At 61.6% G+C, this 24,515-nt stretch carries 20 protein-coding genes and 2 pseudogenes; 13 read left to right on the top strand and 9 right to left on the bottom strand.

All coding sequences use genetic code 11. The annotated features are described in order from the left end of the window. Positions 1 to 8 precede the first annotated feature (8 nt). Positions 9 to 1,040 (top strand): LacI family DNA-binding transcriptional regulator, encoded by a 1,032-nt coding sequence (locus MF410_RS22025; protein ID WP_097628685.1) that lies wholly within the window; start codon positions 9 to 11, stop codon positions 1,038 to 1,040. A 61-nt stretch (positions 1,041 to 1,101) separates the two neighbouring features. On the opposite strand, the gene xylA is transcribed toward MF410_RS22025, so the two are convergent. From xylA to MF410_RS22000, 5 genes are all read right to left on the bottom strand, one after another. Next, positions 1,102 to 2,412 (bottom strand): xylose isomerase, encoded by a 1,311-nt coding sequence (gene xylA, locus MF410_RS22020; protein ID WP_097628684.1) that lies wholly within the window; start codon positions 2,410 to 2,412, stop codon positions 1,102 to 1,104. A 164-nt stretch (positions 2,413 to 2,576) separates the two neighbouring features. Next, positions 2,577 to 4,031 (bottom strand): xylulokinase, encoded by a 1,455-nt coding sequence (xylB, locus tag MF410_RS22015; protein WP_097628683.1) that lies wholly within the window; start codon positions 4,029 to 4,031, stop codon positions 2,577 to 2,579. Positions 4,032 to 4,050: 19 nt separating this feature from the next. Next, a complete protein-coding gene (locus MF410_RS22010) occupies positions 4,051 to 5,073 on the bottom strand; it encodes a LacI family DNA-binding transcriptional regulator (protein WP_097628682.1) in 1,023 nt (340 codons plus the stop codon). A gap of 207 nt (positions 5,074 to 5,280) precedes the next feature. Next, positions 5,281 to 6,879, bottom strand: a complete 1,599-nt coding sequence (locus MF410_RS22005; RefSeq protein ID WP_097628681.1) for a DHA2 family efflux MFS transporter permease subunit — start codon at positions 6,877 to 6,879, stop codon at positions 5,281 to 5,283. A gap of 27 nt (positions 6,880 to 6,906) precedes the next feature. Further along, entirely contained in the window at positions 6,907 to 8,127 is a 1,221-nt protein-coding gene (locus MF410_RS22000) for an HlyD family secretion protein (protein WP_097628680.1), read from the bottom strand. Between the two features lie 152 nt (positions 8,128 to 8,279). Between MF410_RS22000 and MF410_RS21995 the strand changes: the two genes are divergently transcribed. The 5 genes from MF410_RS21995 (at position 8,280) to lysS (ending at position 14,112) form a co-directional block, all read left to right on the top strand. Next, positions 8,280 to 8,960 (top strand): TetR/AcrR family transcriptional regulator, encoded by a 681-nt coding sequence (locus MF410_RS21995; protein WP_097628679.1) that lies wholly within the window; start codon positions 8,280 to 8,282, stop codon positions 8,958 to 8,960. Positions 8,961 to 9,065: 105 nt separating this feature from the next. After that, positions 9,066 to 9,905, top strand: a complete 840-nt coding sequence (locus MF410_RS21990; RefSeq protein WP_097628678.1) for an AraC family transcriptional regulator — start codon at positions 9,066 to 9,068, stop codon at positions 9,903 to 9,905. Between the two features lie 157 nt (positions 9,906 to 10,062). Continuing rightward, positions 10,063 to 10,812 carry a TerC family protein gene (locus tag MF410_RS21985; RefSeq protein WP_097628677.1) on the top strand — a complete coding sequence of 250 codons (750 nt, stop codon included), beginning with the start codon at positions 10,063 to 10,065 and terminating at the stop codon, positions 10,810 to 10,812. Between the two features lie 242 nt (positions 10,813 to 11,054). After that, positions 11,055 to 12,509 carry a glutamate--tRNA ligase gene (gene gltX / locus MF410_RS21980; RefSeq protein WP_097628676.1) on the top strand — a complete coding sequence of 485 codons (1,455 nt, stop codon included), beginning with the start codon at positions 11,055 to 11,057 and terminating at the stop codon, positions 12,507 to 12,509. A gap of 109 nt (positions 12,510 to 12,618) precedes the next feature. Further along, on the top strand, positions 12,619 to 14,112 hold the full coding sequence (gene lysS, locus MF410_RS21975; protein WP_097628675.1) for a lysine--tRNA ligase: 1,494 nt from the start codon (positions 12,619 to 12,621) through the stop codon (positions 14,110 to 14,112). A gap of 167 nt (positions 14,113 to 14,279) precedes the next feature. On the opposite strand, the pseudogene MF410_RS21970 reads toward lysS, so the two are convergent. Further along, a pseudogene (locus MF410_RS21970) lies at positions 14,280 to 15,021 on the bottom strand (hypothetical protein). Between the two features lie 179 nt (positions 15,022 to 15,200). Here MF410_RS21970 and MF410_RS21965 point away from each other — a divergent pair. From MF410_RS21965 to MF410_RS21940, 6 genes and pseudogenes are all read left to right on the top strand, one after another. Continuing rightward, positions 15,201 to 16,110: pseudogene (locus MF410_RS21965) on the top strand (LysR family transcriptional regulator). A 121-nt stretch (positions 16,111 to 16,231) separates the two neighbouring features. Then, on the top strand, positions 16,232 to 17,392 hold the full coding sequence (locus MF410_RS21960) for an ABC transporter substrate-binding protein (protein ID WP_097628673.1): 1,161 nt from the start codon (positions 16,232 to 16,234) through the stop codon (positions 17,390 to 17,392). A gap of 220 nt (positions 17,393 to 17,612) precedes the next feature. Next, positions 17,613 to 18,599: an ABC transporter ATP-binding protein gene (locus MF410_RS21955; protein ID WP_097628672.1), complete on the top strand. Its 987-nt coding sequence runs from the start codon at positions 17,613 to 17,615 to the stop codon at positions 18,597 to 18,599. Next, a complete protein-coding gene (locus MF410_RS21950) occupies positions 18,596 to 19,558 on the top strand; it encodes an ABC transporter permease (protein ID WP_097628671.1) in 963 nt (320 codons plus the stop codon). The genes MF410_RS21955 and MF410_RS21950 overlap by 4 nt, the downstream gene beginning before the upstream one ends. Then, the gene (locus tag MF410_RS21945; RefSeq protein WP_097628670.1) at positions 19,548 to 20,360 is read left to right on the top strand and encodes an ABC transporter permease; all 813 of its coding nucleotides are present in this window, start codon (positions 19,548 to 19,550) and stop codon (positions 20,358 to 20,360) included. The genes MF410_RS21950 and MF410_RS21945 overlap by 11 nt, the downstream gene beginning before the upstream one ends. A gap of 13 nt (positions 20,361 to 20,373) precedes the next feature. Then, the gene (locus MF410_RS21940; RefSeq protein ID WP_097628669.1) at positions 20,374 to 21,801 is read left to right on the top strand and encodes a gamma-aminobutyraldehyde dehydrogenase; all 1,428 of its coding nucleotides are present in this window, start codon (positions 20,374 to 20,376) and stop codon (positions 21,799 to 21,801) included. Positions 21,802 to 21,942: 141 nt separating this feature from the next. On the opposite strand, the gene MF410_RS21935 is transcribed toward MF410_RS21940, so the two are convergent. After that, positions 21,943 to 22,566: a YjbE family putative metal transport protein gene (locus tag MF410_RS21935; RefSeq protein WP_239620054.1), complete on the bottom strand. Its 624-nt coding sequence runs from the start codon at positions 22,564 to 22,566 to the stop codon at positions 21,943 to 21,945. A gap of 273 nt (positions 22,567 to 22,839) precedes the next feature. Here MF410_RS21935 and MF410_RS21930 point away from each other — a divergent pair, with 273 nt between their 5' ends. Next, a complete protein-coding gene (locus MF410_RS21930; protein WP_003590176.1) occupies positions 22,840 to 23,013 on the top strand; it encodes a DUF1328 domain-containing protein in 174 nt (57 codons plus the stop codon). A gap of 521 nt (positions 23,014 to 23,534) precedes the next feature. On the opposite strand, the gene MF410_RS21925 is transcribed toward MF410_RS21930, so the two are convergent. Together MF410_RS21925 and MF410_RS21920 are read right to left on the bottom strand one after the other, a co-directional pair. Further along, a complete protein-coding gene (locus tag MF410_RS21925) occupies positions 23,535 to 23,981 on the bottom strand; it encodes a DoxX family protein (protein WP_165503906.1) in 447 nt (148 codons plus the stop codon). A 59-nt stretch (positions 23,982 to 24,040) separates the two neighbouring features. Next, positions 24,041 to 24,505 (bottom strand): tetratricopeptide repeat protein, encoded by a 465-nt coding sequence (locus tag MF410_RS21920; protein ID WP_179867173.1) that lies wholly within the window; start codon positions 24,503 to 24,505, stop codon positions 24,041 to 24,043. Positions 24,506 to 24,515: the final 10 nt, after the last annotated feature.

Genomic DNA, 24,515 nt, shown 5'->3' with positions numbered 1-24,515 from the left:
AGAGCTCAGTGTCGAATTCCACACCCGCAACAATCGAAGACGTCGCCCGGATCGCCGAGGTCTCCATCGCGACGGTGTCCCGGGCGATCCATATGCCGGAGAAGGTCGCCAACTCCACCAGACTCAAGGTCAACCAGGCGATCGCCGTCACCGGCTATACCACCAATGCCATGGCCCGCAGCCTGAGGCTCGGCCGTTCCAACATGATCCTCGTGGTGGCGCCCGACATCGGCGACCCCAATTTCTCCAACATTCTCGTCGGGCTGGAAAACGAGGCGCGCGCGCATGGCTACGGTATCCTGATCGGCCACACGCAGAACGACGCCCAGCGCGGGCTCGAATATCTCAAATTCTTGAATTCCAACCAAGCTGCCGGGCTGATCCTGTTCACCGGCATCCTGCCCTTCGGGCATCAGACGATGACGGCGCGGCTGCCGCCGAGTGTCGGTGTTTTCGAGCCCGTCTTCAACGGCGGTATTCCCTATGTCGGCGTCGACGATACCGAGGGGGCGCGAAAGGCGGTGGACCTGCTATTGGCCGAAGGTCATCGCAAGATCGCCTTCATCGGTGATTCCCGCACCCGGCTTGCCTATATCAGGCGCCGCATGGGCTACGATGCCGGTCTCGATGCCGCCGGCATCCCGCCCGATCTGAGGATCGTGCTCGAAGGCGACGGCACGATCGAAAGCGGCCGGCATGCTGTGGAGCAGCTTTTCATGCGCGACACGCTTCCCACCGCTTTCATGTGCGTGAACGATCAGACGGCGATCGGCGTCATGGTCGGCCTCGGCGCGCGAGGTTATGACATTCCAAGGGACTTCTCGGTGACCGGTTTCGACGACGTGCCGCAGGCCGTCTTCATATCCCCGCCGCTGACGACCATCCGCCAGCCGCGAACGGCAATCGGCAAACAGGCGATGGCGCTGCTGCTGGAGCTCTTGTCCGATGGCCGGCCGACCGAGACGGAAATCCTGCTGCGGCCGGATCTGGTGGTTCGAAACTCCGTCTCCGCACCATCGCGCAACTGGTTGAAGCGCTGAACAGAGATATAGCCGGCGACAAAAAATTGCGCCGGCGGCCGATGACCGCCGGCACGCGTGATCAGACGTAACGGTTGACGACGTTTTCGAGCAGTTCCTGCTTGCCGGATCTCGGCTGCGGGTTGACGTCCTTGGTCTCGACCCAGTTCGTGATCTCATCCAGCGAATATTCGCCGCGGAAGAGCTTCTGCGCTTCAGCCGTTTCCCAGCCGGCATAACGATCGGCGAGCGGCTGTGACAGAGCCTTGTCCTCGATCATCCTGGCGGCGGCCTTCAGGCCGCGGGCGCAGCAATCCATGCCGCCGATATGACCGATCAGCAAATCCGCCGGGTCGAGCGACTGGCGGCGAAGCTTCGAGTCGAAGTTGGTGCCGCCGGTCTTGAAGCCGCCGCCTGCCAGAACGTGGTAGTAGGCAAGCGCCATTTCGGGAACATTGTTCGGGAACTGGTCGGTATCCCAGCCGGACTGGTAGTCGTTGCGGTTCATGTCGATCGAGCCGAAGATGCCAAGCGCATTGGCAAGCGCCAGCTCGTGCTCGAAGGAGTGGCCGGCCAGGATCGCATGGCCTTGCTCGATATTGAGCTTCACCTCGTTTTCGAGGCCGTGCTTCTTGAGGAAGCCGTAGACGGTCGCGACGTCGTAATCATACTGGTGCTTCGTCGGCTCCTGCGGCTTCGGCTCGATCAGGATCGTGCCCTTGTAGCCGATCTTGTGCTTGTATTCGACGACGAGGTTGAGGAAGCGCCCGAGCTGGTCGAGCTCCCGCTTGAGATCGGTGTTGAGCAGCGTCTCGTAACCTTCGCGGCCGCCCCAGAGCACATAGTTCTCACCGCCGAGCTTCTGCGTCGCGTCGATGCACGTCTTCACGGTCGCCGCTGCGAAAGCGAAGACATCGGGATCGGGGTTGGTCGCCGCGCCCGACATATAGCGGCGGTTGGAGAAGAGGTTCGCCGTGCCCCAGAGCAGCTTGGTGCCGGTCGCGGCCTGCTTTTCGGCGAAGTAGTCGACGATCTCATTGAGGTTTTTGGTGTTCTCGGCGAAATTTCTGCCCTCTGGACGCACGTCGGCATCATGGAAGCAGTAGTAGGGCGAGCCAAGCAGCGAGAAGAATTCGAAGGCGACGTCGGCCTTGAGCTTGGCGGCCTTCATCGTGTCCTCGAACCAGGGACGCAGGAAGGTCTGGCCGCCGAAGGGATCGCCGCCCGGCCAGGTGAAGGTGTGCCAATAGGCCACCGCAAAGCGCAAATGGTCTTCCATGCGCTTGCCCATGACGATTTCATCAGGCTGGTAGTAGCGGAAGGCCAGCGGATTGGTGCTGTCGGGGCCTTCGTATTTTACTTTCTGGATATCGCCGAAAAATCCGGTGCTCATCTTGGTCTCCTTGGGGTTCGTAATTCAGTCTTATCGGTTGTGCCATCCGGCCCCTCATCCGAGCCTTCTCCCCACGTGCGAAGGGAACTGAGGCGCCGCCGCGAATCTCTTCTCCCAGCGGGGAGAAGGTGCCGGCAGGCGGATGAGGGGCCGCCGGCCAGTTCTCAATGCGCCAGCGACTTGATCGCCGGATAGAGTGCGCGATAGCGCCTAAAGGCATCCTCGTAAGCGCCGCTCAGCGCCGACACCGGCTCGATCGTGCCTGATGTCACCGGCGGCGTGCAGACGGCAATCGGATCGGCACCCGTCGCAGCAATCAGGCCGAGGCGCGCGGCGCCGAAGGCCGCGCCGAAATCGCCATCGGCGGGCAGGTCGACCGGGACGCCGAGCGCAGTCGCGATCGACGCCAGCCAGTAATGCGAGCGCGAACCGCCGCCGATCGCCGTGACGCGGGAGATGCCGGTGCCGGCCGAACGCAGCGCTTCGAGATTGTCGCGGATGGCAAAGGCCACGCCTTCGAGCACCGCCTGGGTGAGAACGGCACGACTGCTTTCATGTTCGAGGCCGATGAAGGCGCCGCGGATGACGGCATCATTGTGCGGCGTGCGCTCGCCGGAAAGATAGGGCAGGAAGGTGACGCCGGTCGGCGCCTTCAGCGTCTCGCCGAGTTCGCCAGTGAGATCGGCCGCCGACTTGCCGGTCACCCCGGAATGCCAGTTGAGCGCATCGGTGGCCGAGAGGATGACGCCCATCTGGTGCCAGGTGTTCGGCAGCGCGTGGCAGAAGGCATGCACAGCACTTTCCGGCTTCGGCAGATAGGAGCCGTTGGCGGCAAAAAGCACACCTGACGTGCCGAGCGAAACGAAGGCAGCGCCATCGCTGACCGTGCCCATGCCGCAGGCCGAGGCAGCATTGTCGCCGGCGCCGCCGGCCACGACGACATTGCCGGATATGCCCCATTGCGCCGCAAGTTCTGCCCGCAACTGACCAGCTTGCTCGGTGCCTTCGACAAGCGCCGGCATCTGCTCCTCGGAAAGATCGGTGGCAGCGAGCAAGTCGGACGACCAGGCGCGTTTGCCGGTGTCGAGCCAGGAGGTGCCGGCCGAATCCGACATTTCGGAGATATAGTCGCCGGTCAGCCAAAGGCGCAGATAGTCCTTCGGCAAGAGCACCTTGGCGACCTTCGCGAAAACCTCAGGCTCATGCTTCCTGACCCAGGCGAGTTTCGGCGCCGTGAAGCCGGGGAAGACGATGTTGCCGGTCAGCGCGCGGAAGCGCGGATCGGCATCGAGGGCTACAGCCTCGACGTGGCTGCGCGTGTCGTTCCAGAGGATGCAGGGGCGAAGCACCTTGTCGGCGGCATCGATGAGCGTCGCCCCGTGCATCTGGCCGGAAAGGCCGATGCCCTTGACCGTGGCAAGCTCTTTCGGATGTTTCGCCTTCAGGCCGGCGACGGCCTCTTCGGTGGCACGCACCCAGTGGGACGGCTCCTGCTCCGACCAGCCGGAATGCGGGCGCGAGACGTCGAGCGAACCATTGGCCGAGCCGACGATCTTCTGATCGCCGTCGATCAGCATCGCCTTGACGCCGGAGGTTCCGAGATCGAGACCGAGATACATGGGGTATTCTCCTTTGCCGTTACGGCAGATTGTCCTTCAGGAATATGTCGAGGCGGATGCGCTCCTGCGCTGCGATGACGGCAAGGCCGTCCGCTTTGGCTTTCAATATGCGGATGGCGCTGCGCACTTCATGGCCGGCGTCCTGGTTGAGGATCGCATCGATCGTGTTGTCGATGAGCGCTGCGCGCGTATGTGCGGTCAGTTCGTGGGCAACCACGGTCAGCGTCCGGTCGGCAGCCTTCTCCTTCAGCGCCCGAATGAGGCCGCGATTGCCGGCGCCGAGGCTGTAGATGCCGACGATGCCGGCATTCCCGAGTGCATCGGCAACCAGCCTGTGGGCGACCTCGGGGTCGTCGCGGCCTTCGAGAACCGGCAGGATCGCAAGATCGGGAAATTCTTCTGCCATCACAGCGGCAAAACCTTCCAGCCGCTCGCGATGGTCGCGCACCAGCATGGAGCCGGCGAGCACGGCGATCTCACCCTTTCGCGGCCCGAGAAATCGGCCGAGCAGACGCGCCGCCGTCCGGCCGGCCGCGATATTGTCGACGCCGGCATAATGATGGCGAAGCGACCCGGTGAGATCGGAAACCAGGGTGACGATGGGAAAGCGCTCGCGCACCAGTCTGTCGACGACGGCGCGCACTTCAGGCGCATCGGTCGCGACCATCGCGATGCCGCAAGGCTTTTCCCGGGAAAGCCCTTCGAGCACGGAGACCAGGGCGGCCGGATCGAAGGCCGGCACCTCGATGATGCGGATATCGGTGCGCTCGGCCGGCGAGCGCAGAACCGCCTGCCGGATCTCGGCATTCAGCCCATGCATGAAGGAATTGTCGCTGGCGGGCAGGATAAAGACCAGCGGATAGGTGCGCCCCTTGGCAAGATTTGCGGCGGCCACGTCCCTGATATAACCGAGGTCGCGGATTGCGGTCTCGACCTTCTCCCGCGTGACGTGACGCACGCCCGGGCGCTGGTTGAGAACCCGGTCGACAGTCGCAAGGCTGACCCCGGCGGCGGCTGCGATATCGTGAACTGTTGGCCTCATCATTCCTCCTGACGAGACCATTAGCGCCAAACTTGATGTACGTAAATCAAAAAATCGAACAGGCCGATTGGCGCACTGTTTTTCCCGCCGGCCGTCTGCTTGGGACCAAGCCGACCGAGGATTACATGCTGATGACATAAGGGCTGGAAAACGGCAAATAAAAAGGTCCTCCGGAGAGGACCTTTCCATGGGGCGGCAGGCCGGAGGTCAGTGGCCGCCACCGCCTCCCCCACCTTGCGGTGCGGGTTTCTTGATCATCGCGACACCGAAGATCATCGCAACGAAAAGCGCGGTCAGGATCAGGAACACGTCGCTGAAGGACAGGATCACCGCCTGCTTGGTGGCGAGGCCGACCATCTGCTTGATCGCAACCGAGGCGCCATCCATGCCGTATGTGTTGAAATTGGCGGTCATATTGTTCATCTGGTCGATCGCCGCCGGATTGCCCCAGTCCATATTTTCCCGCAGGCGCTCGTAATGCACGTCCTGCCGGTTGGTGAGCACGGTGTTGATCACAGCAAGGCCGACGGCGCCGCCGAGGTTTCTGGTCAGGTTGAACAGGCCGGATGCGCCGCGGATGCGCGAGGGCGGCATCGTGCCGAGCGCGATGTTGTTGATCGGCACCATGCACATCATCAGCCCGAAACCGCGCAGGATCTGCGGGATGAACAGTTCGTAAAAATCCCAATCCGCCGTCAGGTGGATCATGATGTATGTGCCGGCGGCAAAGCTGATGAAACCGATCACCATCATCAGGCGCAGGTCCATCTTCGTCGACAGCCGGCCGGCGATCGGTGCGGTGAAGAACATCGCAAGCCCGGAGACGAACATCGTCTGGCCGATCATCAGCGAATCATAGCCGCGGATGCGGCCGAGATAGACCGGGTAAATATAGGTGAGACCATAGAGGCCGATACCCATGACGAAGGAGAAGATCGAGCCGAAGGAGAAATTCCGGTTCGCAAAGGCCTTGAGATCGACGACGGGGAACTCCACCGTGAAGGCGCGATAGAAGAAGATGATGGCTCCAACGCCCGAGGCGACGGCGGCAATTGCGATGGAACTGTCGTTGAACCAGTCGTTCGAATTGCCCTCTTCGAGCACATATTCCATCGTGCCCAGGAAGATGCCCATCGAGATCAGTCCCCACCAGTCGAACTTCTTGAAGAGCGACAGTTCCGGCTTGTCGAAATCGATGAAGTTCCAGGTGACGATGGTAACGATGATGCCGGGAACGATATTGACGAGGAACAGCCAGTGCCAGGAGAAAGCGTGGCTAAGATAACCGCCGACCGTCGGGCCGATGGTCGGCGCCAGCGTCGCGATCAGGCCGATGATCGGCGAAACGATGCTGCGCTTCGACGCCGGGAAGATGGTGAAGGCGGCCGCGAACACCGACGGGATCATGCCGCCGCCGATGAAGCCTTGAATGGCGCGGTAGACGATCATCTGGTCGATATTGGTCGCCGTCGCGGCGAGCGCGCTCGCCATGGTGAAACCGGCGGCCGAGATCGCGAAAAGATAACGCGTCGAAATGATCCGCGCCAGCGTGCCCGAAAGCGGGATCATGATCACCTCAGCGATCAGATAGGCCGTCTGCACCCAGCCGACCTCGTCGCTGCCGGCCGAAAGGCCAGCCTGGATTTCGGCGAGCGAGGCCGAGACGATCTGAATGTCGAGGATCGACATGAACATGCCGAGCACCATCGCGAAGAAGGCGATGAGCTTCCTCGGATCCATGCGCTCGTCGGCGTGGGCAGGCGCTGCCGGAATCGTTCCCGCTGTTGCTGTCGCGCTTCCGGCCATCGGAGAACCTCCGCCTTGTCTACAGGCTCACTTGCTCGGCGCCGTGCGGGTATCGACGTCGACGACGACGCTGAGGCCCGCGCGCAGACGCCCGCTGTCGAGCGCGTCCTGCGGTAGCGCGATGCGCACCGGCACGCGTTGTATCACCTTGGTGAAATTGCCCGTCGCATTTTCCGGCGGCAGCAGTGAGAACACCGAGCCGGACGCCGGCGAGATCGATTCGACGGTACCGACGACAGGATGGTCGCTATAGGCATCGACATGGACGTTGACCTTCGAGCCCGCAACCAGATGCTGGATCTGCGTTTCCTTGAAGTTGGCGTCGATATAGAGCTCACGCACCGGAACGAGCGCCATCAGGCGTTGGCCGGGCGAAACGAGATCGCCTTCCTGGACCGAGCGGTTGCCGACGATACCGTCATAGGGCGCCTTAAGCACGGTGAAGGAGAGGTCACGGGCGGCCTTGTCGCGCGAAATTTCCAGCGACCGAACCGAACCTTCGGCCTCCTTGCGCTGCGCCTGAAGGATGGTGATGTTGGCCTGCGCGGCGGTGATATTGGCATCGCCGCCGGCAAGATTGGCCTTGGCCTGGTCGAGCGCGATATTGGCATTGTCGAGATCGGCGGCAGTGCCGACCGACTTCGCCTGCAGCTCGCTCTGGCGCTTCTGGGTAATCTCGGCACCGCGAACGGCCGCTTCGAGTGCCACCTTTTGCGCCCGCGCCTGTACGAGGCTGGCATTGGCGCCTTCGATCTGCGCGTCGATGCGCTGCAGCGAAAGCTGTTCGGTGGCGATCTGGGCCTGCGCCTGATCGAGGGCGTTCTGATAGTCGCCGTTATCAAGCGTGGCAAGCACGTCGCCCGCTTTGACTTCCTGGTTGGCGACCACATTCACCTTCGCGACGTAGCCCGTGACCTTCGGCGAAATCGTTGCGATATCGCCCTCGATATAGGCGTCGTCGGTCGACACCATGAAGCGGCCGTTCGTCCACCATTCGTAACCATACCAGCCGCCACCCGCCAGAATGGCGAGCACGACGATCGGCAGTACCGGGCTGCGGCGCTTCTTCGGAGCTGCAGGTGCAGCGACCGGAGCTGAAGCCGGCGCCGACTGCGCGGGGGCAGACGGCTTTTCCAGGGCTTCCGCCATCGGAGCTTCGGCAACGGTAGCGACTTCGGCCTTTGCCTCTTCGGCTTCGGCGTTTTCGCTGACAATCCGCGCGACGTTGCTTTTCTGGTTGCTCGACATGACCACTTTACCGATCTTGGAGTAAATAATCGAACTGAACGGTTCGGTTCAGTTGACTTAAACCTGTTTTATCGTCATATCAAGATGTATAGAACCAATCGGTTCGATTTCTTTAAAGAAAATGCGAAACCGTGAACACGGTTAATAGAGATATGACGTTGAAACCCGACCACGCCGCCGTCTTCAGCCCTCCCGTTGGCGGAGGCAGGTTTGCCGCGGGCGAAGACCCGGCCAAGCGCCAGCAGATTCTCGCCGGCGCCAAGCGTGTCTTCATGAAGATGGGCTTCGACGCCGCCAGCATGAACGACGTGACGCGCGAGGCCGGCGTCTCCAAGGGCACCCTCTACGTCTATTTCACCAACAAGGAAGAACTGTTTTCGGCGATGATCGAGGCCGAGCGCGCCGCCTTCGTGGCGACCGTACGGACAGCCCTTGCCGAACATGACGATCCCGAAGCCGGCCTGTACGAATTCGGCATAAGCTTCGTCACCCATATGACCGATGAAAAGGTCATCAACGCGATGCGCACCGTTCTTGGCGTGCGCGACCGCATGCCGGTGCTCTGTCAACGCTTCTTCAAAGGCCCGGAAAACCTGCGCACCATCATGCGCGATTTCCTCGAACGGCAGATCACCGAAGGCAGGCTCGAGATCGACGATATCGATCTGGCTGCCGGCCAGTTTCTCGACCTTGCCAGCGGCAGTTTCTTCAAGCTCCGCCTGTTCGGAAGCATGGAAGAGCCGCCGCATCGCGACGAAATCGAGCGCGTCATCCGCGGCGCGATCCGGGTCTTCATGGCCGCCTACGGCGCGCGCCGGCACGAGAGCGCCTGACCGCATCCTTGACGGCCGCTGCCGACCGGCCGAAACTCCGCAACTACGATCAAACCCGGCTGCCGGCATTTCTCTAAGAAAGAAGCGGTAACAAGGGGAGTAAGGATGAGCGCCATCGCACGGGCGATATGGTTCATAGAGAGCCATTTCGAAAGCGATCTATCGCTGGAAGAGATATCGGAAGCAGCCGGATTGTCGCGTTACCACCTGTCACGCGTCTTCGGGCTCGTCACCGGCCACTCGATCAGCGGCTATATCAGAGGACGGCGCCTCAGCCGCGCCTTGCCGGCGCTTGTCGGCGGCTCATCCACCATTCTCGAGGTTGCGCTTTGCTCGGGCTACGGCTCGCACGAAGCCTTCACCCGTGCCTTCCGCGACCAGTTCGGCATGACGCCGGATGCGGTGCGCCGGCAGGGGCACGCCCGTAACCTTGTCTTGCTGGAGCCGATCAGAATGGACCCCGCCCACCTCAACAACCTCGAACCGCCCCGCTTCGAAACCCTTCAGCCGATGCTCTTTGCCGGCCTGCAGGAGATCTACCCCTATGGCGGCAATGCCGCCATTCCCTCGCTCTGGCAGAAGTTCAATGCCCATTTCGGCCATATTTCGGGCCAGAAAGGCAACGTCGCCTACGGCATCTGCACGCATATCGACGGCGAAGCGGAGAAATTCCGCTATATGGCCGCGGCCGAAATCTCCGATGCCGGTGATCTGCCGGCGGATTTTGCAACGCTCAAGCTTCCGGGCCAGCGCTACGTCGTCTTCACCCATCGCGGCCATGTCTCCGGCATCCCCGCGACCATGCACCGGATTTTCGGCACATGGTGGCCGACCTCCGGCCTGGAGCATGGCGAGACCCCCGACATGTTCGAACGCTACGACGAGCGCTTCGACCCCTATACCGGCATGGGCGTCACCGAAATCTGGCTGCCGATCAGAGCATGATGCCGGAAAGTGTGAGCGGTTTTCGGACGACATCATCCTCTTCTAGGGAATAAAAGTCACATCGATCTCGTATACCCCCTTGCGACGCTTGCGTGGCAGGCCGCCGACATTACATTGCGCGCGTCATTCATCATGTGACGCAAAGAGGTATACGCTGATGCAGGAAATCATGACGCTCATTCAGGATCCGGCCGCCTGGGTGGCGCTCATCACGCTGGTGGTGATGGAAGTCGTTCTCGGGATCGACAATCTGATCTTCATTTCCATTCTCACCAACAAACTGCCGCCCGAGCACCGGGAGAAGGCCCGCAAGATCGGCATCGGTCTGGCGCTGGTCATGCGCCTGGGACTGCTCGGCACCGTCGCCTGGATCGTGCAACTGACCGAACCGTTGTTCGAGGCCTTCGGACACGGCTTCTCCTGGAAGGACCTGATCCTGATCGCCGGCGGCCTGTTCCTCGTCTGGAAAGCCACCAAGGAAATTCACCACACCGTCGACCCCGTGGACCATCAGGAGGATTTCATCGCGAAATCCGTCACAACCGGCTTCGCATCGGCAATCGGCCAGATCCTGCTGCTCGATCTTGTCTTCTCCGTCGACAGCATCATCACCGCCGTCGGCATGACCCCGCATCTGCCGATCATGGTGATCGCCGTCATCGCCGCCGTCACCGTCATGCTGGTGGCCGCAAACCCGCTTGCCAACTTCATCGAGCGGAACCCGACGATCGTCATGCTGGCGCTCGCCTTCCTGCTGATGATCGGCACGACGCTGATCGCCGAAGGCATGGGCTTCCATGTGCCGAAGGGCTACATCTACGCCGCCATGGCCTTCTCGGCAGCGGTCGAGGTGCTGAACATGATCGCGCGCAACGCCCGCAAGCAGAAACGCGACGGCGCCCACTGAGACGGAAGCGGGACGGCGCGTCGCAACCGGCGCACCGTCCTCACTGCCCCGGGCCTTTGCAGACGTGGTTTTTCTTGACGCGCCCGGTTGAATATGGCCTAAGGCCAGCCGAACGGACGATCGGCGGATAGTGCGGGCGCATGCCCTTTTTCGGCCGGTTTGCCGATGAAGATATCTGCATCCTTCGGCCGCACGTCGCTTTCCCCGGAAAGCCGTCCGGCGTTCATTGACGGGCCATACCAATGACAACTTCCGGCGTCCGCGTCCGCATCGCTCCCTCGCCGACCGGCGAGCCGCATGTCGGCACCGCTTACATCGCTCTCTTCAACTACCTTTTCGCCAAGAAGCACGGCGGCGAGTTCATCCTGCGCATCGAGGATACCGACGCGACGCGCTCGACCCCGGAATTCGAGACAAAGGTATTGGATGCCCTGAAATGGTGCGGGCTGGAATGGAAGGAAGGCCCTGATATCGGCGGTCCCTACGGTCCCTATCGCCAGTCCGACCGCAAGCCGATGTACCAGCCTTACGCTGAGGAACTGCTGGACAAGGGCCACGCCTTCCGCTGTTTCTGCACGCCCGCGCGTCTAGAACAGATGCGCGAGGCGCAGCGCGCCGCCGGCAAGCCGCCGAAATATGACGGCCTCTGCCTCAGCCTGACGGCCGAGGAAGTGACCTCGCGCATGGCAGCCGGCGAGACGACCGTCATCCGCATGAAGATCCCGGCTGAAGGCTCCTGCGACTTCACCGACGGCGTCTACGGCGATGTCTCCATCCCCTGGGATTCCGTCGACATGCAGGTGCTGATCAAGGCCGACGGCATGCCGACCTATCACATGGCCAACGTCATCGACGACCATCTGATGAAGATCACCCATGTGGCGCGCGGCGAGGAATGGCTGGCTTCGGTGCCGAAGCACATCCTGCTCTATCGCTATTTCGGCTGGGACCAGCCGGTCTTCATGCATCTGTCGCTGATGCGCAATGCCGACAAGTCCAAGCTGTCGAAGCGCAAGAACCCGACCTCGATCTCCTATTATTCGGCGCTCGGTTATATCCCCGAGGCGCTGATGAACTTCCTCGGCCTGTTCTTCATCCAGATCGCCGAAGGCGAAGAGCTGCTTACGATGGACGAGCTGTCGGAAAAGTTCGACCCGGAGAACCTTTCCAAGGCCGGCGCGATCTTCGATATCCAGAAGCTCGACTGGCTGAACGGCCGCTGGATCCGCGAGAAACTGTCCGAAGAGGAATTCCAGGCGCGGGTGCTCAGCTGGGCGATGGAAAACGACCGCCTGAAGGCGGGTCTCCGCCTGTCGCAGACGCGCATTTCCAAGCTCGGCGAGCTGCCCGATCTCGCCGGTTTCCTGCTGAAGTCCGATCTCGGCCTGCAGCCGTCCGACTTCGCCAAGATCAAGTCTCCGCCGGAAGAGATCCTGGAGATCCTCAACACCGTTCAGCCGGATCTGGAAAAGATCCTGGAATGGAATGTCGAGACGATCGAGGCGGAGCTGCGCGCCGTTGCCGACCGCATGGGCAAGAAGCTGAAGGTCGTGGTTTCGCCGCTCTTCGTCGCCGTGTCAGGCTCGTCGCGTTCGCTGCCGCTCTTCGATTCCATGGCGATCCTCGGCCGCTCCGTCGTGCGCCAGCGCCTGAAGCTCGCATCCCAGGCCGTCGCCGCCCTCGTCGGCTCGAAATGACAGCCGAAGCCCTCCCCCTTGTGGGGAGGGTCAGGCCGAGCCAGCCGCCGCGCTTCGAACCGCGGAAGCATTGATTTAGAATTCGTGCCGCATCGATGAGGCGAATGACATGAACGACAAGACCGAAAACACCCTTTCCTCCGACGTGACTGAGGTGCGCGCCCAGAAGCTGAAGCTGCTGCGCGAGCAGATCGGCGACGTCTATCCGGCGCATTTCCACCGGACGCTGACCAATGCCGAGCTTGGCGCCAAGTACGAATCTCTGGAACCCGACGTCGAGACGCAGGATGTCGTCACTGTCGCCGGCCGCGTCTATTCCTCGCGCAACTCCGGCATGTTCATGGATATTCATGACGCCTCCGGCAAGATCCAGATCTTCTCGCACAAGGACGTCACCGGCGAGGAAGCCCGCGCTTTGCTGCCGATGATCGACATCGGCGACATCATCGGCGTCACCGGCATCGTGCGCCGCACCAAGCGCGGCGAGCTGACGATCAACGCCCAGAAGATCGAGATGCTGACCAAGTCGCTGCTGCCGATGCCCGAGAAATGGCACGGCCTCTCCGACATCGAGCTGCGTTATCGCAAGCGCCATCTCGACATCATGACCAACGAGGATTCGAAGCTTCGCTTCCAGCAGCGCTCGAAGATCGTCTCCGGCATCCGCCGCTTCATGGAGAATGACGGCTTCATGGAAGTCGAGACGCCGATGCTGCAATCGATCTATGGCGGCGCCACCGCCGAGCCGTTCAAGACGCATCACAACACGCTAAAGCTCGACATGTATCTGCGCATCGCGCCGGAACTGTTCCTGAAGCGCACGCTGGTCTCCGGCCTCACCGACAAGGTCTTCGAGATCAACCGCAACTTCCGCAACGAAGGCGTCTCCACCCGGCACAATCCCGAATTCACGATGATGGAGTGTTATTGGGCCTATGCCGATTACGAGGACATGATGGACCTCGTCGAGCGGCTGTTCGAAACCCTGGCGCTCTCCATTCATGGCACCGCCGAATTCGATTTCGGCGACAAGCAGCTGTCCTTCAAGGGTCCGTTCAAGCGCGTGCCGATGCCTGACGCCGTCAAGCAAGCGACCGGCATCGATTTCCTTGCGATCAAAACCGACGAGGAAGCACGCACTGCTGCCAAGGCTGTCGGCTTCGCGGTCGAGAAGGATTGGACCTGGGGCGAGTGCCTTGCCTTCATCTTCGAGGAAAAGGTTGAATCCACACTGATCCAGCCGTCCCATGTCACGCATTTCCCGAAGGACATCTCGCCCTTCGCCAAGGAAGTGCCGGGCGAGCCGCGCCTGGTCGAGCGCTTCGAGACCTATTGCAACGCCTGGGAACTCGGCAACGCCTTCTCCGAGCTCAACGATCCCGAAGAGCAGCGCCGCCGCATGGTCGAGCAGCTCGAACAGGCCCATGCCCGCGGCGAAAAGGAAAAGCAGCTGGACGAGGAATTCCTCGACGCGATCGACCAGGGCATGCCCCCGGCGGGCGGCCTCGGCATCGGCGTCGACCGCCTGATCATGCTTTTGACCAACGCCCCGTCGATCCGCGACGTCATCCTCTTCCCAGCCCGCCGCAACAAGGCCGACTGACGGGAATAAACGTCAAAACAAAATAAGCGGAGTGCCGACCGGCGCTCCGCTTTTAGAGCAATTCCAGGAAAAGTGCGAAGCGGTTATCCGTCCGGAATTGCGTTAAAATAAAAGCTTAGAGCGGTTCTGCGCTTCCGTGAAAAGCTAAACCGCTCTATGCCTCTCGTTCAGTGGGTCTTTGGCGCTTCCGCCGGCGGTTCTTCAGCCGGTGCCTCGGCCACCACATCGGTGCCGGCGCCCTCGGCGGTCGGCACCGTTTCGCTTTCGGCGGCCGGTGCTGCGCCATGCGCGCCGCCTGCGGCCTTCTTGCCATTTTCCTCACTCTTGGTCGAGCCGACGGCGACCGGGTCGACGCAATCCTCGGGATCCTTGAAACCGGCGCTGATCATAGCGATCTCATCCACCGGCAGATCGATCCGCTCGCCGAAGAACAGCCCGTTTTCACTGGCCCTGCCGTCATAGTAGCGCGCGGTATAGGACTTGTCGTCGAGGCCGGGAACGGTCTTGTCGGGATGCGGGATATAGACGACATCGGCGCCGATTGCCCGGCCGCGAATGTCGGCGCGCAATGTCGGGCCGTTCTCGTCGAGCACGACCACCTGGACCAGATCCGGTTTCTGCGCGGCATAAACCGCCTGGGCGACACGAAGCGCTGTCCTGACGCGGGTCATCCCGTCGGTCGGTTCGGTCTTGATGTATTTGCGCACCCAGATGTGGTTCTGCTTCCGGATCGTCACCAGATTGACGTCGCTGCATTCGAGTTCCGTAGCCGCCACCGGCGGCACCGATCAGCCTGTCCTTGCCGACATAGACGGCCGCGCCGCCGGAAACGCCCGCCAGAAGAGCGACTCCACCGATGATGATTGCCAATTTCCGGGAAGGCCGGAACATGCGCAGTAAGGCCTTCACGCCAACTGCTCCGCCATCTGAAACTCCAACGCAGGACAAGTGCTGATAATGCTAAGGAAATGACGTTTCCGAAAGTTTAAGTGAGGGTGCGAAGCCTGCGCCATTTTGAGAAAAGACCAAAACAGGTCCGCTTTTTTCAGCCGCTTGCCACGGCCTGTTTCGCCATGCTCTAAACGCTGATGGCCTTCACGCTTCGCCAGGTTCAATATTTTGTCGCCGTCGCCGAACAGGGCTCGGTAACGCGCGCCGCGCAGAACCTGTCGATCTCGCAATCCTCGGTGACGGAGGCGCTGAAAGAGCTTGAAACCGACCTCGGCGTTGCGCTCTTCGAGCGCCATCCGCGCGGCCTGACGATCACCCATAACGGCCACCAGTTCCTGCGTCACGCGACGAAGATTCTGGCCTCCGTCTCCGATGCGCGCACCAGCTTTTCCGGCCAGCAAAGCGCGCTTTCCGGCACGCTGAACATCGGCGTCACCTCGCTTGTCGCCGGCTATGTGCTCTCCGACCTCCTCGCGCGATACCGGCGCGCCTGCCCGGGCATCGAGGTCAGCGCCATCGAGGATAATGGCGGGTACCTCGAACATCTCCTGGTCGGCGGCGAACTCGACGTCGCCGTCATGGTGATCTCGAACCTGCGCGACCGCATGGCGCTGCAGGCCGAGATCCTCGAAACCTCGCCCTGATCGGCTCTGGCTGCCGATGGGCCATCCGCTGGTATCGGCCGACATCATCTCGGTCGCCGACATCGCCCGCGAACCGCTGATCATGCTGACGGTCGACGAAATCGAGGAGAATACCGGCAAGCTGCTTTCGGCCCTCGGCGCCCGCCCGCACGTCGCCTTCCGCACCCGCTCGGTGGAAGCGGTGCGCAGCCTGGTTGCCACAGGCGCCGGCGTGGCGCTGCTGCCCGATCTCGTCTACCGCCCGTGGTCGCTCGAAGGCGACCGGATCGAAAGCCGCGACGTCTCCGGATCGTTGCCGGTCGTCCAGGTCGGCATGGTCTGGCGCAAGGGCTCCAGCCTGCCGCAGGCCGCACGCGATTTCGTCGGCATCGCCGAGAGTCTCCGCTCCGGCCGCATCCGCTGATATCGGAATTTCCGATAACGCCTTTCTGATAAATGAATTTGCGAAAGCGGTTTTTTCGGCTCACCTTCTTCCTCAGGGAACAAACCGCCACGGAAAGTGGCACCAGACCGGGAGACTGATGATGACGCATCTCTTGAAATCCTGCACGGCAGGACTCGCCTGCCTGAGCTTCGCGACACAGGTGATCGCCGCCGAACCGCTGAAGGCGCTCGGCAAGGGCGAAGGAGCAGTCAGCATCGTCGCCTGGGCCGGCTATATCGAACGCGGCGAGACCGACAAGAACTATGACTGGGTCACCGATTTCGAAAAGGAGACGGGCTGCAAGGTCTCCGTCAAGACCGCCGCCACCTCGGATGAAATGGTATCGCTGATGAACGAGGGCGGCTTCGACCTTGTCACGGCATCGGGCGACGCATCGCTGCGCCTCATCGCCGGCAAACGTGTCCAGCCGATCAACACCGATCTGATCCCGAGCTTCAAGACCGTCGACGAGCGCCTGCAGAAAGGCCCGTGGTATACGGTCGGCGACGTGCATTACGGCGTGCCCTATCTCTGGGGGCCGAATGTGCTGATGTATAATACCGACGCCTTCAAGGACAAGGCGCCGACCAGCTGGAACGTCGTCTTCGAGGAGCAGACCCTGCCGGACGGCAAGTCGAACAAGGGCCGCGTCCAGGCCTATGACGGCGCGATCTATCTCGCCGACGCCGCCCTCTATCTGATGGCCCACAAGCCGGATCTGGGCATCAAGGATCCTTACGAACTGACCGAAGACCAGTACAAGGCGGCCCTCGACCTGCTGCGCGGCCAGCGCAAGCTCGTCTCCCGCTACTGGCACGATGCAATGATCCAGATCGACGACTTCAAGAACGAAGGCGTCGTCGCTTCCGGTTCCTGGCCCTTCCAGGTGAACCTGCTGCAGGCCGACAAGCAGAAGATCGCCTCCACCTTCCCGGATGAAGGCGTCACCGGCTGGGCCGACACCACCATGCTGCACGCCGACAGCGAACACCCGAACTGCGCCTATATGTGGATGGAACATTCGCTGCAGGCCAAGGTCCAGGGCGACGCCGCCGCCTGGTTCGGCGCTGTCCCCTCGGTTCCCGCCGCCTGCAAGGGCAACGAATTGATGGGCGACGCCGGCTGCGCCACCAACGGCTTCGATCACTTCGACAAGATCAAGTTCTGGAAAACCCCGGTCGCCAAATGCGCGACACAGAGCGAATGCGTGCCCTATCATCGCTGGGTGTCGGATTATATTGGCGTGATTGGCGGACGGTAATAGCCAGGTCAGCTTGTGTGGTTGAAGACCCCGCCCCGAACCCCTCCCCACAAGCGGGAGGGGCGACAAGTGGCACCGCCGAATCCTGCCGAAACACCAAGGTATTTGCGAAACGGTACGGCAGGTTAAGCCCCTCCCCCTTGTGGGGAGGGGTTTGGGGCGGGGTCTTCACTGGCCAAGACCAAAGCCCTCTATGAACATGAAAGGCCCGGAGCTCCCAATGACGTCAGCCGTCCGCTTCCAGCAGGTATCGCGCCATTTTGGCCAGGTTCGCGCCGTCGACGGCGTCGATCTCGAGATCGCGCCGGGCGAATTCTTCGCCATGCTCGGTCCGTCCGGCTCCGGCAAGACGACGTGCCTGAGATTGATCGCCGGCTTCGAGCAGCCGAGTGCCGGCCATATCCAGATCTTCGGCGAGACGGCCGACGGCGTTCCGCCCTATCGCCGCAACGTCAACACTGTGTTCCAGGACTACGCGCTCTTCCCGCATCTGAACATTCTCGACAATGTCGCCTACGGGCTGATGGTCAAGGGCGTCGGCAAGGCGGAGCGGATGAAGGCGGCGGGCGATGCCCTGGAGCTTGTCAAGCTGCCGGGCTATGGCGCACGCCGCCCCGGTCAGCTGTCCGGCGGCCAGCGGCAGCGCGTGGCACTCGCCCGCGCCCTCGTCAACAAGCCGAAGGTGCTGCTGCTCGACGAGCCGCTCGGCGCGCTGGACCTGAAACTGCGCGAGCAGATGCAGGAGGAGTTGAAGAGCCTGCAGCGCGCGCTCGGCATCACCTTCGTCTTCGTGACGCATGATCAGGGCGAAGCATTGTCCATGGCCGATCGTGTCGCCGTCTTCAACAATGGCAACATCGTCCAGGAAGGCACGCCGCAGGATATCTACCGCCGCCCGAAGACCCGCTTCGTCGCCGATTTCGTCGGCTCCTCGAATGTTATCGCGCCGGAGCTGATGGCCGCGCTCGGCGGCGAGAAACGCTGGGCGAGCTTGCGGCCCGAAGCGATCCGCCTGGCAGGCGACGGCATCGAGGCCACAGTCGAACATGCGAGTTTCCTCGGTGCCGCCACCCGTCTCGGCGTCGATCTCAGGGGCAGCCGGCTGCATGTGATGCTGCCGGCTGGCGCGCCTGTGCCTGATGTCGGCACCGGTATCCGCCTCGCCTGGCAGCCTGCCGATATCCATTACATGGACGATGCGGCATGACAGCGCTCACCATCTCCAACGCCAAGACATCGATCCTTCCCGGCCGCAGCGGTTTCTTCGGCCGGATGTCGGATGTCTTCTGGCGGCACCCGAAGTTGTTGCTTTTCCTGATGCTGACGCCGCCGCTGCTCTGGCTCGGCATCATCTACATCGGCTCGCTGATCGCCCTGCTCTTGCAGAGCTTCTTTTCGATCGACGATTTTTCCGGCCTGGTAAATTACGAATTCACACTCTCGACCTACGCCCAGTTGCTGAGCCCGACGAATTTCGACATCATCATCCGCACGGTCGTGATGGCCGCGCTCGTCACCATCGCTTCCGCACTGATCGCCTTTCCGATCGCCTATTACGCGGCACGTTATGCGCAAGGCAAATGGAAGGTACTCTTCTATCTCGGCGTCATGTTGCCGCTCTGGTCGAGCTATCTCGTCAAGGTGTACGCCTGGAAGCTGATCCTCGCCAAGGAAGGCATCCTCACCTGGATCTTCGAGAGGCTACATCTCTCCTGGCTGCTCGACGGCATCCTCAATCTGCCCGTCGTCGGCGGCAATTCGCTCTCGGTGAGCTACCTTGGCACCTTCATCGTCTTCGTCTACATCTGGCTTCCCTATATGATCCTGCCGACGCAGGCGGCCCTCGAACGTGTGCCAGGCAACCTGATCGAGGCCTCGGCCGATCTCGGCGCCACGCCGCGCCAGACCTTCCGCACCGTGCTGCTGCCCTTGGCGCTGCCCGGCATCGTCGCCGGTTCGATCTTCACCTTCTCGCTGACATTGGGCGACTACATCATCCCGCAGATCATCGGCTCGTCCAGGCTGTTCATCGGCCAGGCCGTCTACGCCCAGCAGGGAACCGCCGGCAACGTGCCGCTCGCTGCCGCCTTCTCCGTCGTGCCGATCGTCATCATGGCGCTTTACCTGTCGCTCGCCAAAAAGCTGGGGGCCTTCGATGCGCTCTGACCTCAAGAGATCGCCGCTGCCCTTGAAGATCGCTGCCACCGGCGGGCTGCTCTTCCTGCACCTGCCGATCCTGCTGATCTTCGTCTATGCCTTCACCATCGAGGAGAAGAGCTATCAATGGCCGCCGCCCGGCCTGACGCTGCAATGGTTCGCTGTCGCCTGGAATCGGCCGGACGTCTGGTCGGCGCTTGGCCTTTCCGTGCAGGTCGCCGTCATCGCCAGCGCGATCGCGCTCATCCTCGGCACACTCTGCGCGGCTGCCGTCAGCCAGACGAAGTTCTTCGGCCGCGAGGCGATCTCACTGCTGGTCATCCTGCCGATCGCGCTTCCCGGCATCATCACCGGCATTGCGCTGCGCTCCGCCTTCAGTCTGTTCGACATCCCCTTTTCGGTCTGGACCATCGTGCTCGGCCACGCCACCTTCTGCGTGGTCGTCGTCTACAACAATGCGGTCGCCCGCTTCCGGCGCACCTCCGGCTCGCTGATCGAGGCGTCGATGGATCTCGGCGCCGACGGCTTCCAGACCTTCCGCCATGTCATCCTGCCGAATATCGGCACCGCCCTTCTCGCTGGCGGCATGCTGGCTTTCGCATTGTCCTTCGACGAGGTCATCGTCACCACCTTCACTGGGGGCCAGCAATCGACTCTGCCGATCTGGATGCTCGAAGAGCTCATCCGCCCGCGCCAGCGGCCCGTCACCAATGTGGTCGCCATGCTCGTGGTGCTCGTCACCTTTCTGCCGATCCTGGCAGCCTATTACCTCACCCGCGACGGCGACCAGATTGCCGGCGCTGGCAAATAACAGGGAGAACATCATGGATACGCAGATGCTGATCGGTTCCCGCTTCGAAAACGGCACGGAGACGGAAGAGCACATCCTGAACCCGAAGACCGGCGAGACGGTGATCGACCTTCCCGAGGCCTCGCTCTCCCAGGTCGACGCCGCCGTCGATGCCGCCGAAAAAGCCTTCAGGAGCTGGTCGCAGACGACGCCGGGCGAACGTTCCGGCTACCTCCTGAAGATCGCCGACGCCATCGAAAAGGATGCCGCCGGCTTCGCCACGCTGGAGGCGCTGAACTGCGGCAAACCGATCAATTCAGTGCTCAACGATGAAATTCCGGCTATCGTCGATTGTTATCGCTTCTTCGCCGGCGCCGTGCGCAATCTGCACGCACCGGCCGCCGGCGAATATCTGCCCGGTCACACCTCGATGATCCGTCGCGATCCGATCGGCATCGTTGGCTCGATCGCGCCGTGGAACTATCCGCTGATGATGATGGCCTGGAAGCTGGCCCCGGCGATCGCCGGCGGCAATACCGTCGTCTTCAAGCCCTCGGAGCAGACGCCGCTGACGGCACTGAAGATGGCCAAGCTGCTTTCCGAAATCCTGCCCGAAGGCGTCGTCAACGTCATCCTCGGCCGCGGCGAGAGCGTCGGCAACGCGCTGATCAATCATGCCAAGATCGGCATGGTCTCGATCACGGGCGATGTCGCCACCGGCAAAAAGGTGCTGCAGGCTGCCGCCAAGACGGTCAAGCGCACCCACCTGGAACTCGGCGGCAAGGCCCCCGTCATCGTCTTCGACGATGCCGATATCGACGCCGTCGTGTCAGGCATCCGCACCTTCGGCTATTACAATGCCGGCCAGGACTGCACGGCCGCCTGCCGCATCTATGCCGATGCCAGGGTCTACGACAATTTCGTCGCCGATCTTTCCTCGGCGGTATCGAGCATCCGCTTCAACCAGGCCGACGATACTCAAAACGAGATCGGTCCGCTGATCTCCAGGCGCCAGCGCGACCGCGTCGAAAGCTTCGTCGCCCGCGCTTCCGAGCACAAGCACATGGAGGTCACCACCGGCGGCAAGGTCTCGGGCGACAAGGGCTTCTTCTTCACCCCGACGGTCATTGCTGGCGCCCTGCAGGACGACGAGATCGTCCGCCGCGAGGTCTTCGGCCCGGTCGTCTCGGTCACCCGCTTTTCCGATGCCGACGATGCCGTCGCCTGGGCAAACGACAGCGATTACGGCCTCGCCTCCTCGGTCTGGACCAAGGATATTGGCCGCGGCATGAAGACGGCCGCCCGGCTGCAATATGGCTGCACCTGGATCAACACGCATTTCATGCTGGTCAACGAAATGCCGCATGGCGGTCTGAAACAATCGGGCTACGGCAAGGACATGTCGACCTACGCGCTGGAGGATTACACCGCCGTGCGCCATGTGATGATCAATCACGGCTGACCTTCGTTAGAGCATGATGTTTCTCATGACATCATGCTCTAACTCTTTAATTTAGAACAGGATTCGGAGGGAAACCCAGACCCCACGATCCGTCGTTGCCGGCGGAGATGGGCGTTCTGCATTGGTTCGCCCCGGCGGATCTCAGGCTGTGTGGTTATAAAGCGCCAGCAATTGACCGCCGCCGCTCCAGATCATGTCGATCGCGACATAGACGATGATCGCAAGGCCGAACCAACCGATCCACCGATAGCAGTTGAGCAGCCTGGCGACGAAATTCGACGCGACGCCCATCAATAGCACCGAGAGGATCAGCCCGAAGATCAGCGCGCTCATATTGTCCTTGGCCGCCCCGGCGACGGCGAGCACATTGTCGAGCGACATCGAGACGTCGGCGAAGATGATCTGGCCAATCGCCTGCCGGAAGAGTTTCGGCTTGATATGCACGACGGCTTCGCCGGCATGAGCCCCCTCCGCGCCCTCCGAAATGAGCTCGCGGCCCATCGTCCAGCAGATCCAGAGCAGCATCAGGCCGCCGGCGAGCGTGATGCCGGTAATCGCCAGAAGCTTGGCGGCGATGACCGCGAAGACAATGCGGATGACGGCGGCCGCCGCGATACCGACGGCGATCGCCTTGCCGCGCAGCTCGCCGACGAGGCCGGCGGCAGCCATGCCGATGACGATGACATTGTCTCCCGACAGCAGGAGATTGATCATGATCACTTCGAAATAGGCGGAAAACGTATGCTGATCCAGAAAAGCTGGCATGGTGATCGAGCTTTCATCGACGGGGCAATCGACAGTCTCTTCAAACAGATCGGACAGGCTTTGAAAAGACCCGTATTCCCAATGCATGTCGCCCGGAAGTGTGCAGCGGTTCCGGGAAATAACGACATGCATAAAAACAGAGGACTAAAGCGCGTCGCATGAATCGAATTCGATGCGGCGCGCTTTAGGGAGAGAACGTCATTCCATTCCAAACGATCCGGAACAAATTGCCCGTTGCAGCGTCTTTCTCAGGCAACCGCAAAGGATGACGTCATGCTGAAATGGGCTCTGATATTTTTCGTAATTTCGATCATCGCCGGCTTTTTCGGTTTCTCCGGCGTCTCGGCAGCCACGGCGACGATCGCCCGCGTTCTCTTCGGCATCGCGCTGGTGATCTTCCTGATCTTCCTGGTTCTCGCGCTGATGGCCGGCCAGGCGGTCTTCTAGATTCCCCCAAACACAGGATTTGGGAGAGATGGATGGGCGGCAGCTTGAGACAGCAAGATCGTATGACTTGCGCTTGCCGCCGCGAGCCTACTGACGCGCCTCTGGCGGGATAGTGCCTGTCGTCGTATACCCGGCCTTCTGGCGGACACTCCTTGACTGTTTTGCACATCCGCTTTTCGAGCCTGCGGTCTATTTCAACTGGGGGACGCGACCGCTTTTATCAGTCATGTTCGGCCGAAGCTGCGCAACATAGCAGAAATATGCCGTCGGATCGCAAGACGTCGAAGAGTCTTGGCGCCGATACAGCAACCGCGGCATATCCGTTCGCATTCAATTTCGAGACGATATCGTTGCAGCGCCCTTTCCCAGAAAGACGAGAGTTGGCTTTTGCTGTTTGTTTTGCGCGGAAGGCATCACTGGCACACTCCTGACCTGTCGCCATAAGTGTAGCCGCAACGATGCCGCCGTTTGTTCGGTTTTATTCGATTTTATTGCGCCGCAGGATGCTCGCAGAGCCTCGACTACAGCACCGCGCGCAGCCAGGGATGCAGTCCATTTGTTCGCTTTCGCAGCAGATTGTCGATCGATATCGATCCTGCGCCCGACGCCGCCAGGACGAACATGCCGCCGGCAATCGCCAGGTCCTTCTCGAAATGCAGAAGCTCGTTCTGGCTCGCAAGATTGGTGTGGAAGAGCAAGGCGGTCGCCAGGCAGAAGAACGCCAGCGCCAAGGCGCCAAGCCGGCAGAGAAAGCCTGTCGCAATGGACAGGCCGGCACCGATTTGAAGGGCGATGGTGGCGAAGGCAACCGGCGCCGAGAGCCCGAGTTTTGCGAAAGTATCGACGGTCGCGGTGATATCCGTCGCGAGCGACCAGGCTTCATGCAGAAAGATCAGTGACAGCAGAAGCCTGCCGAGGAGAAGAATGAGATCGGCCAGTCCGGGCCGGCTTGAGGCGCTTTCCATCATATCCTCCGGTTTGAGACGGGCAGGCGGTCGTGCCGCCTGCTCTTGCGTTCATATGCTCGTCATTTGCCGCCCTTGGCCGCAATGGCCTTTTGCAGGTCTTCGAGTTCTTCGCAGCCGCTCGGGCAAAGTTGCTTCAATGATGACACCTGCTCCTCGGCCTTCGTCATCTCGCCTGTCTCGATATAGAGTTCGCCGAGATATTCACGCGCTGCCTTGTGATCGGGCTGAAGCTCCAGTGCCTTGGTGTAGTAGGTCAGGGACGTTTTGTAGTCGCCCGTCTTGCGCAGCGTATATCCCATCAGATTATAGACATCCGCCTGCTGGTTGTCCTCGGCAAGGCCGCGAAGCTCTGCCAGGGCGCCGTCGTAATCCTTGGTATCGATCTTGGCGCGCACCGACGACAGGTCGGGAGCGTCCGTCGATTCCATATTGTCGACGGCAAAGGCGGGAAGCGCCGTCACCGCGGAAAAGCCCGCGCATATGGCACAAAGCCAGATGAATCCGAGAATTGCATATTTCATGATGGTCTCCTTT

This window comes from Rhizobium sp. C104 (assembly GCF_022354505.1).
Lineage (GTDB): Bacteria > Pseudomonadota > Alphaproteobacteria > Rhizobiales > Rhizobiaceae > Rhizobium > Rhizobium redzepovicii.
Note: the sequence above shows the minus strand (reverse complement) of the source record. Positions and strands in the feature narration are given on the sequence as shown.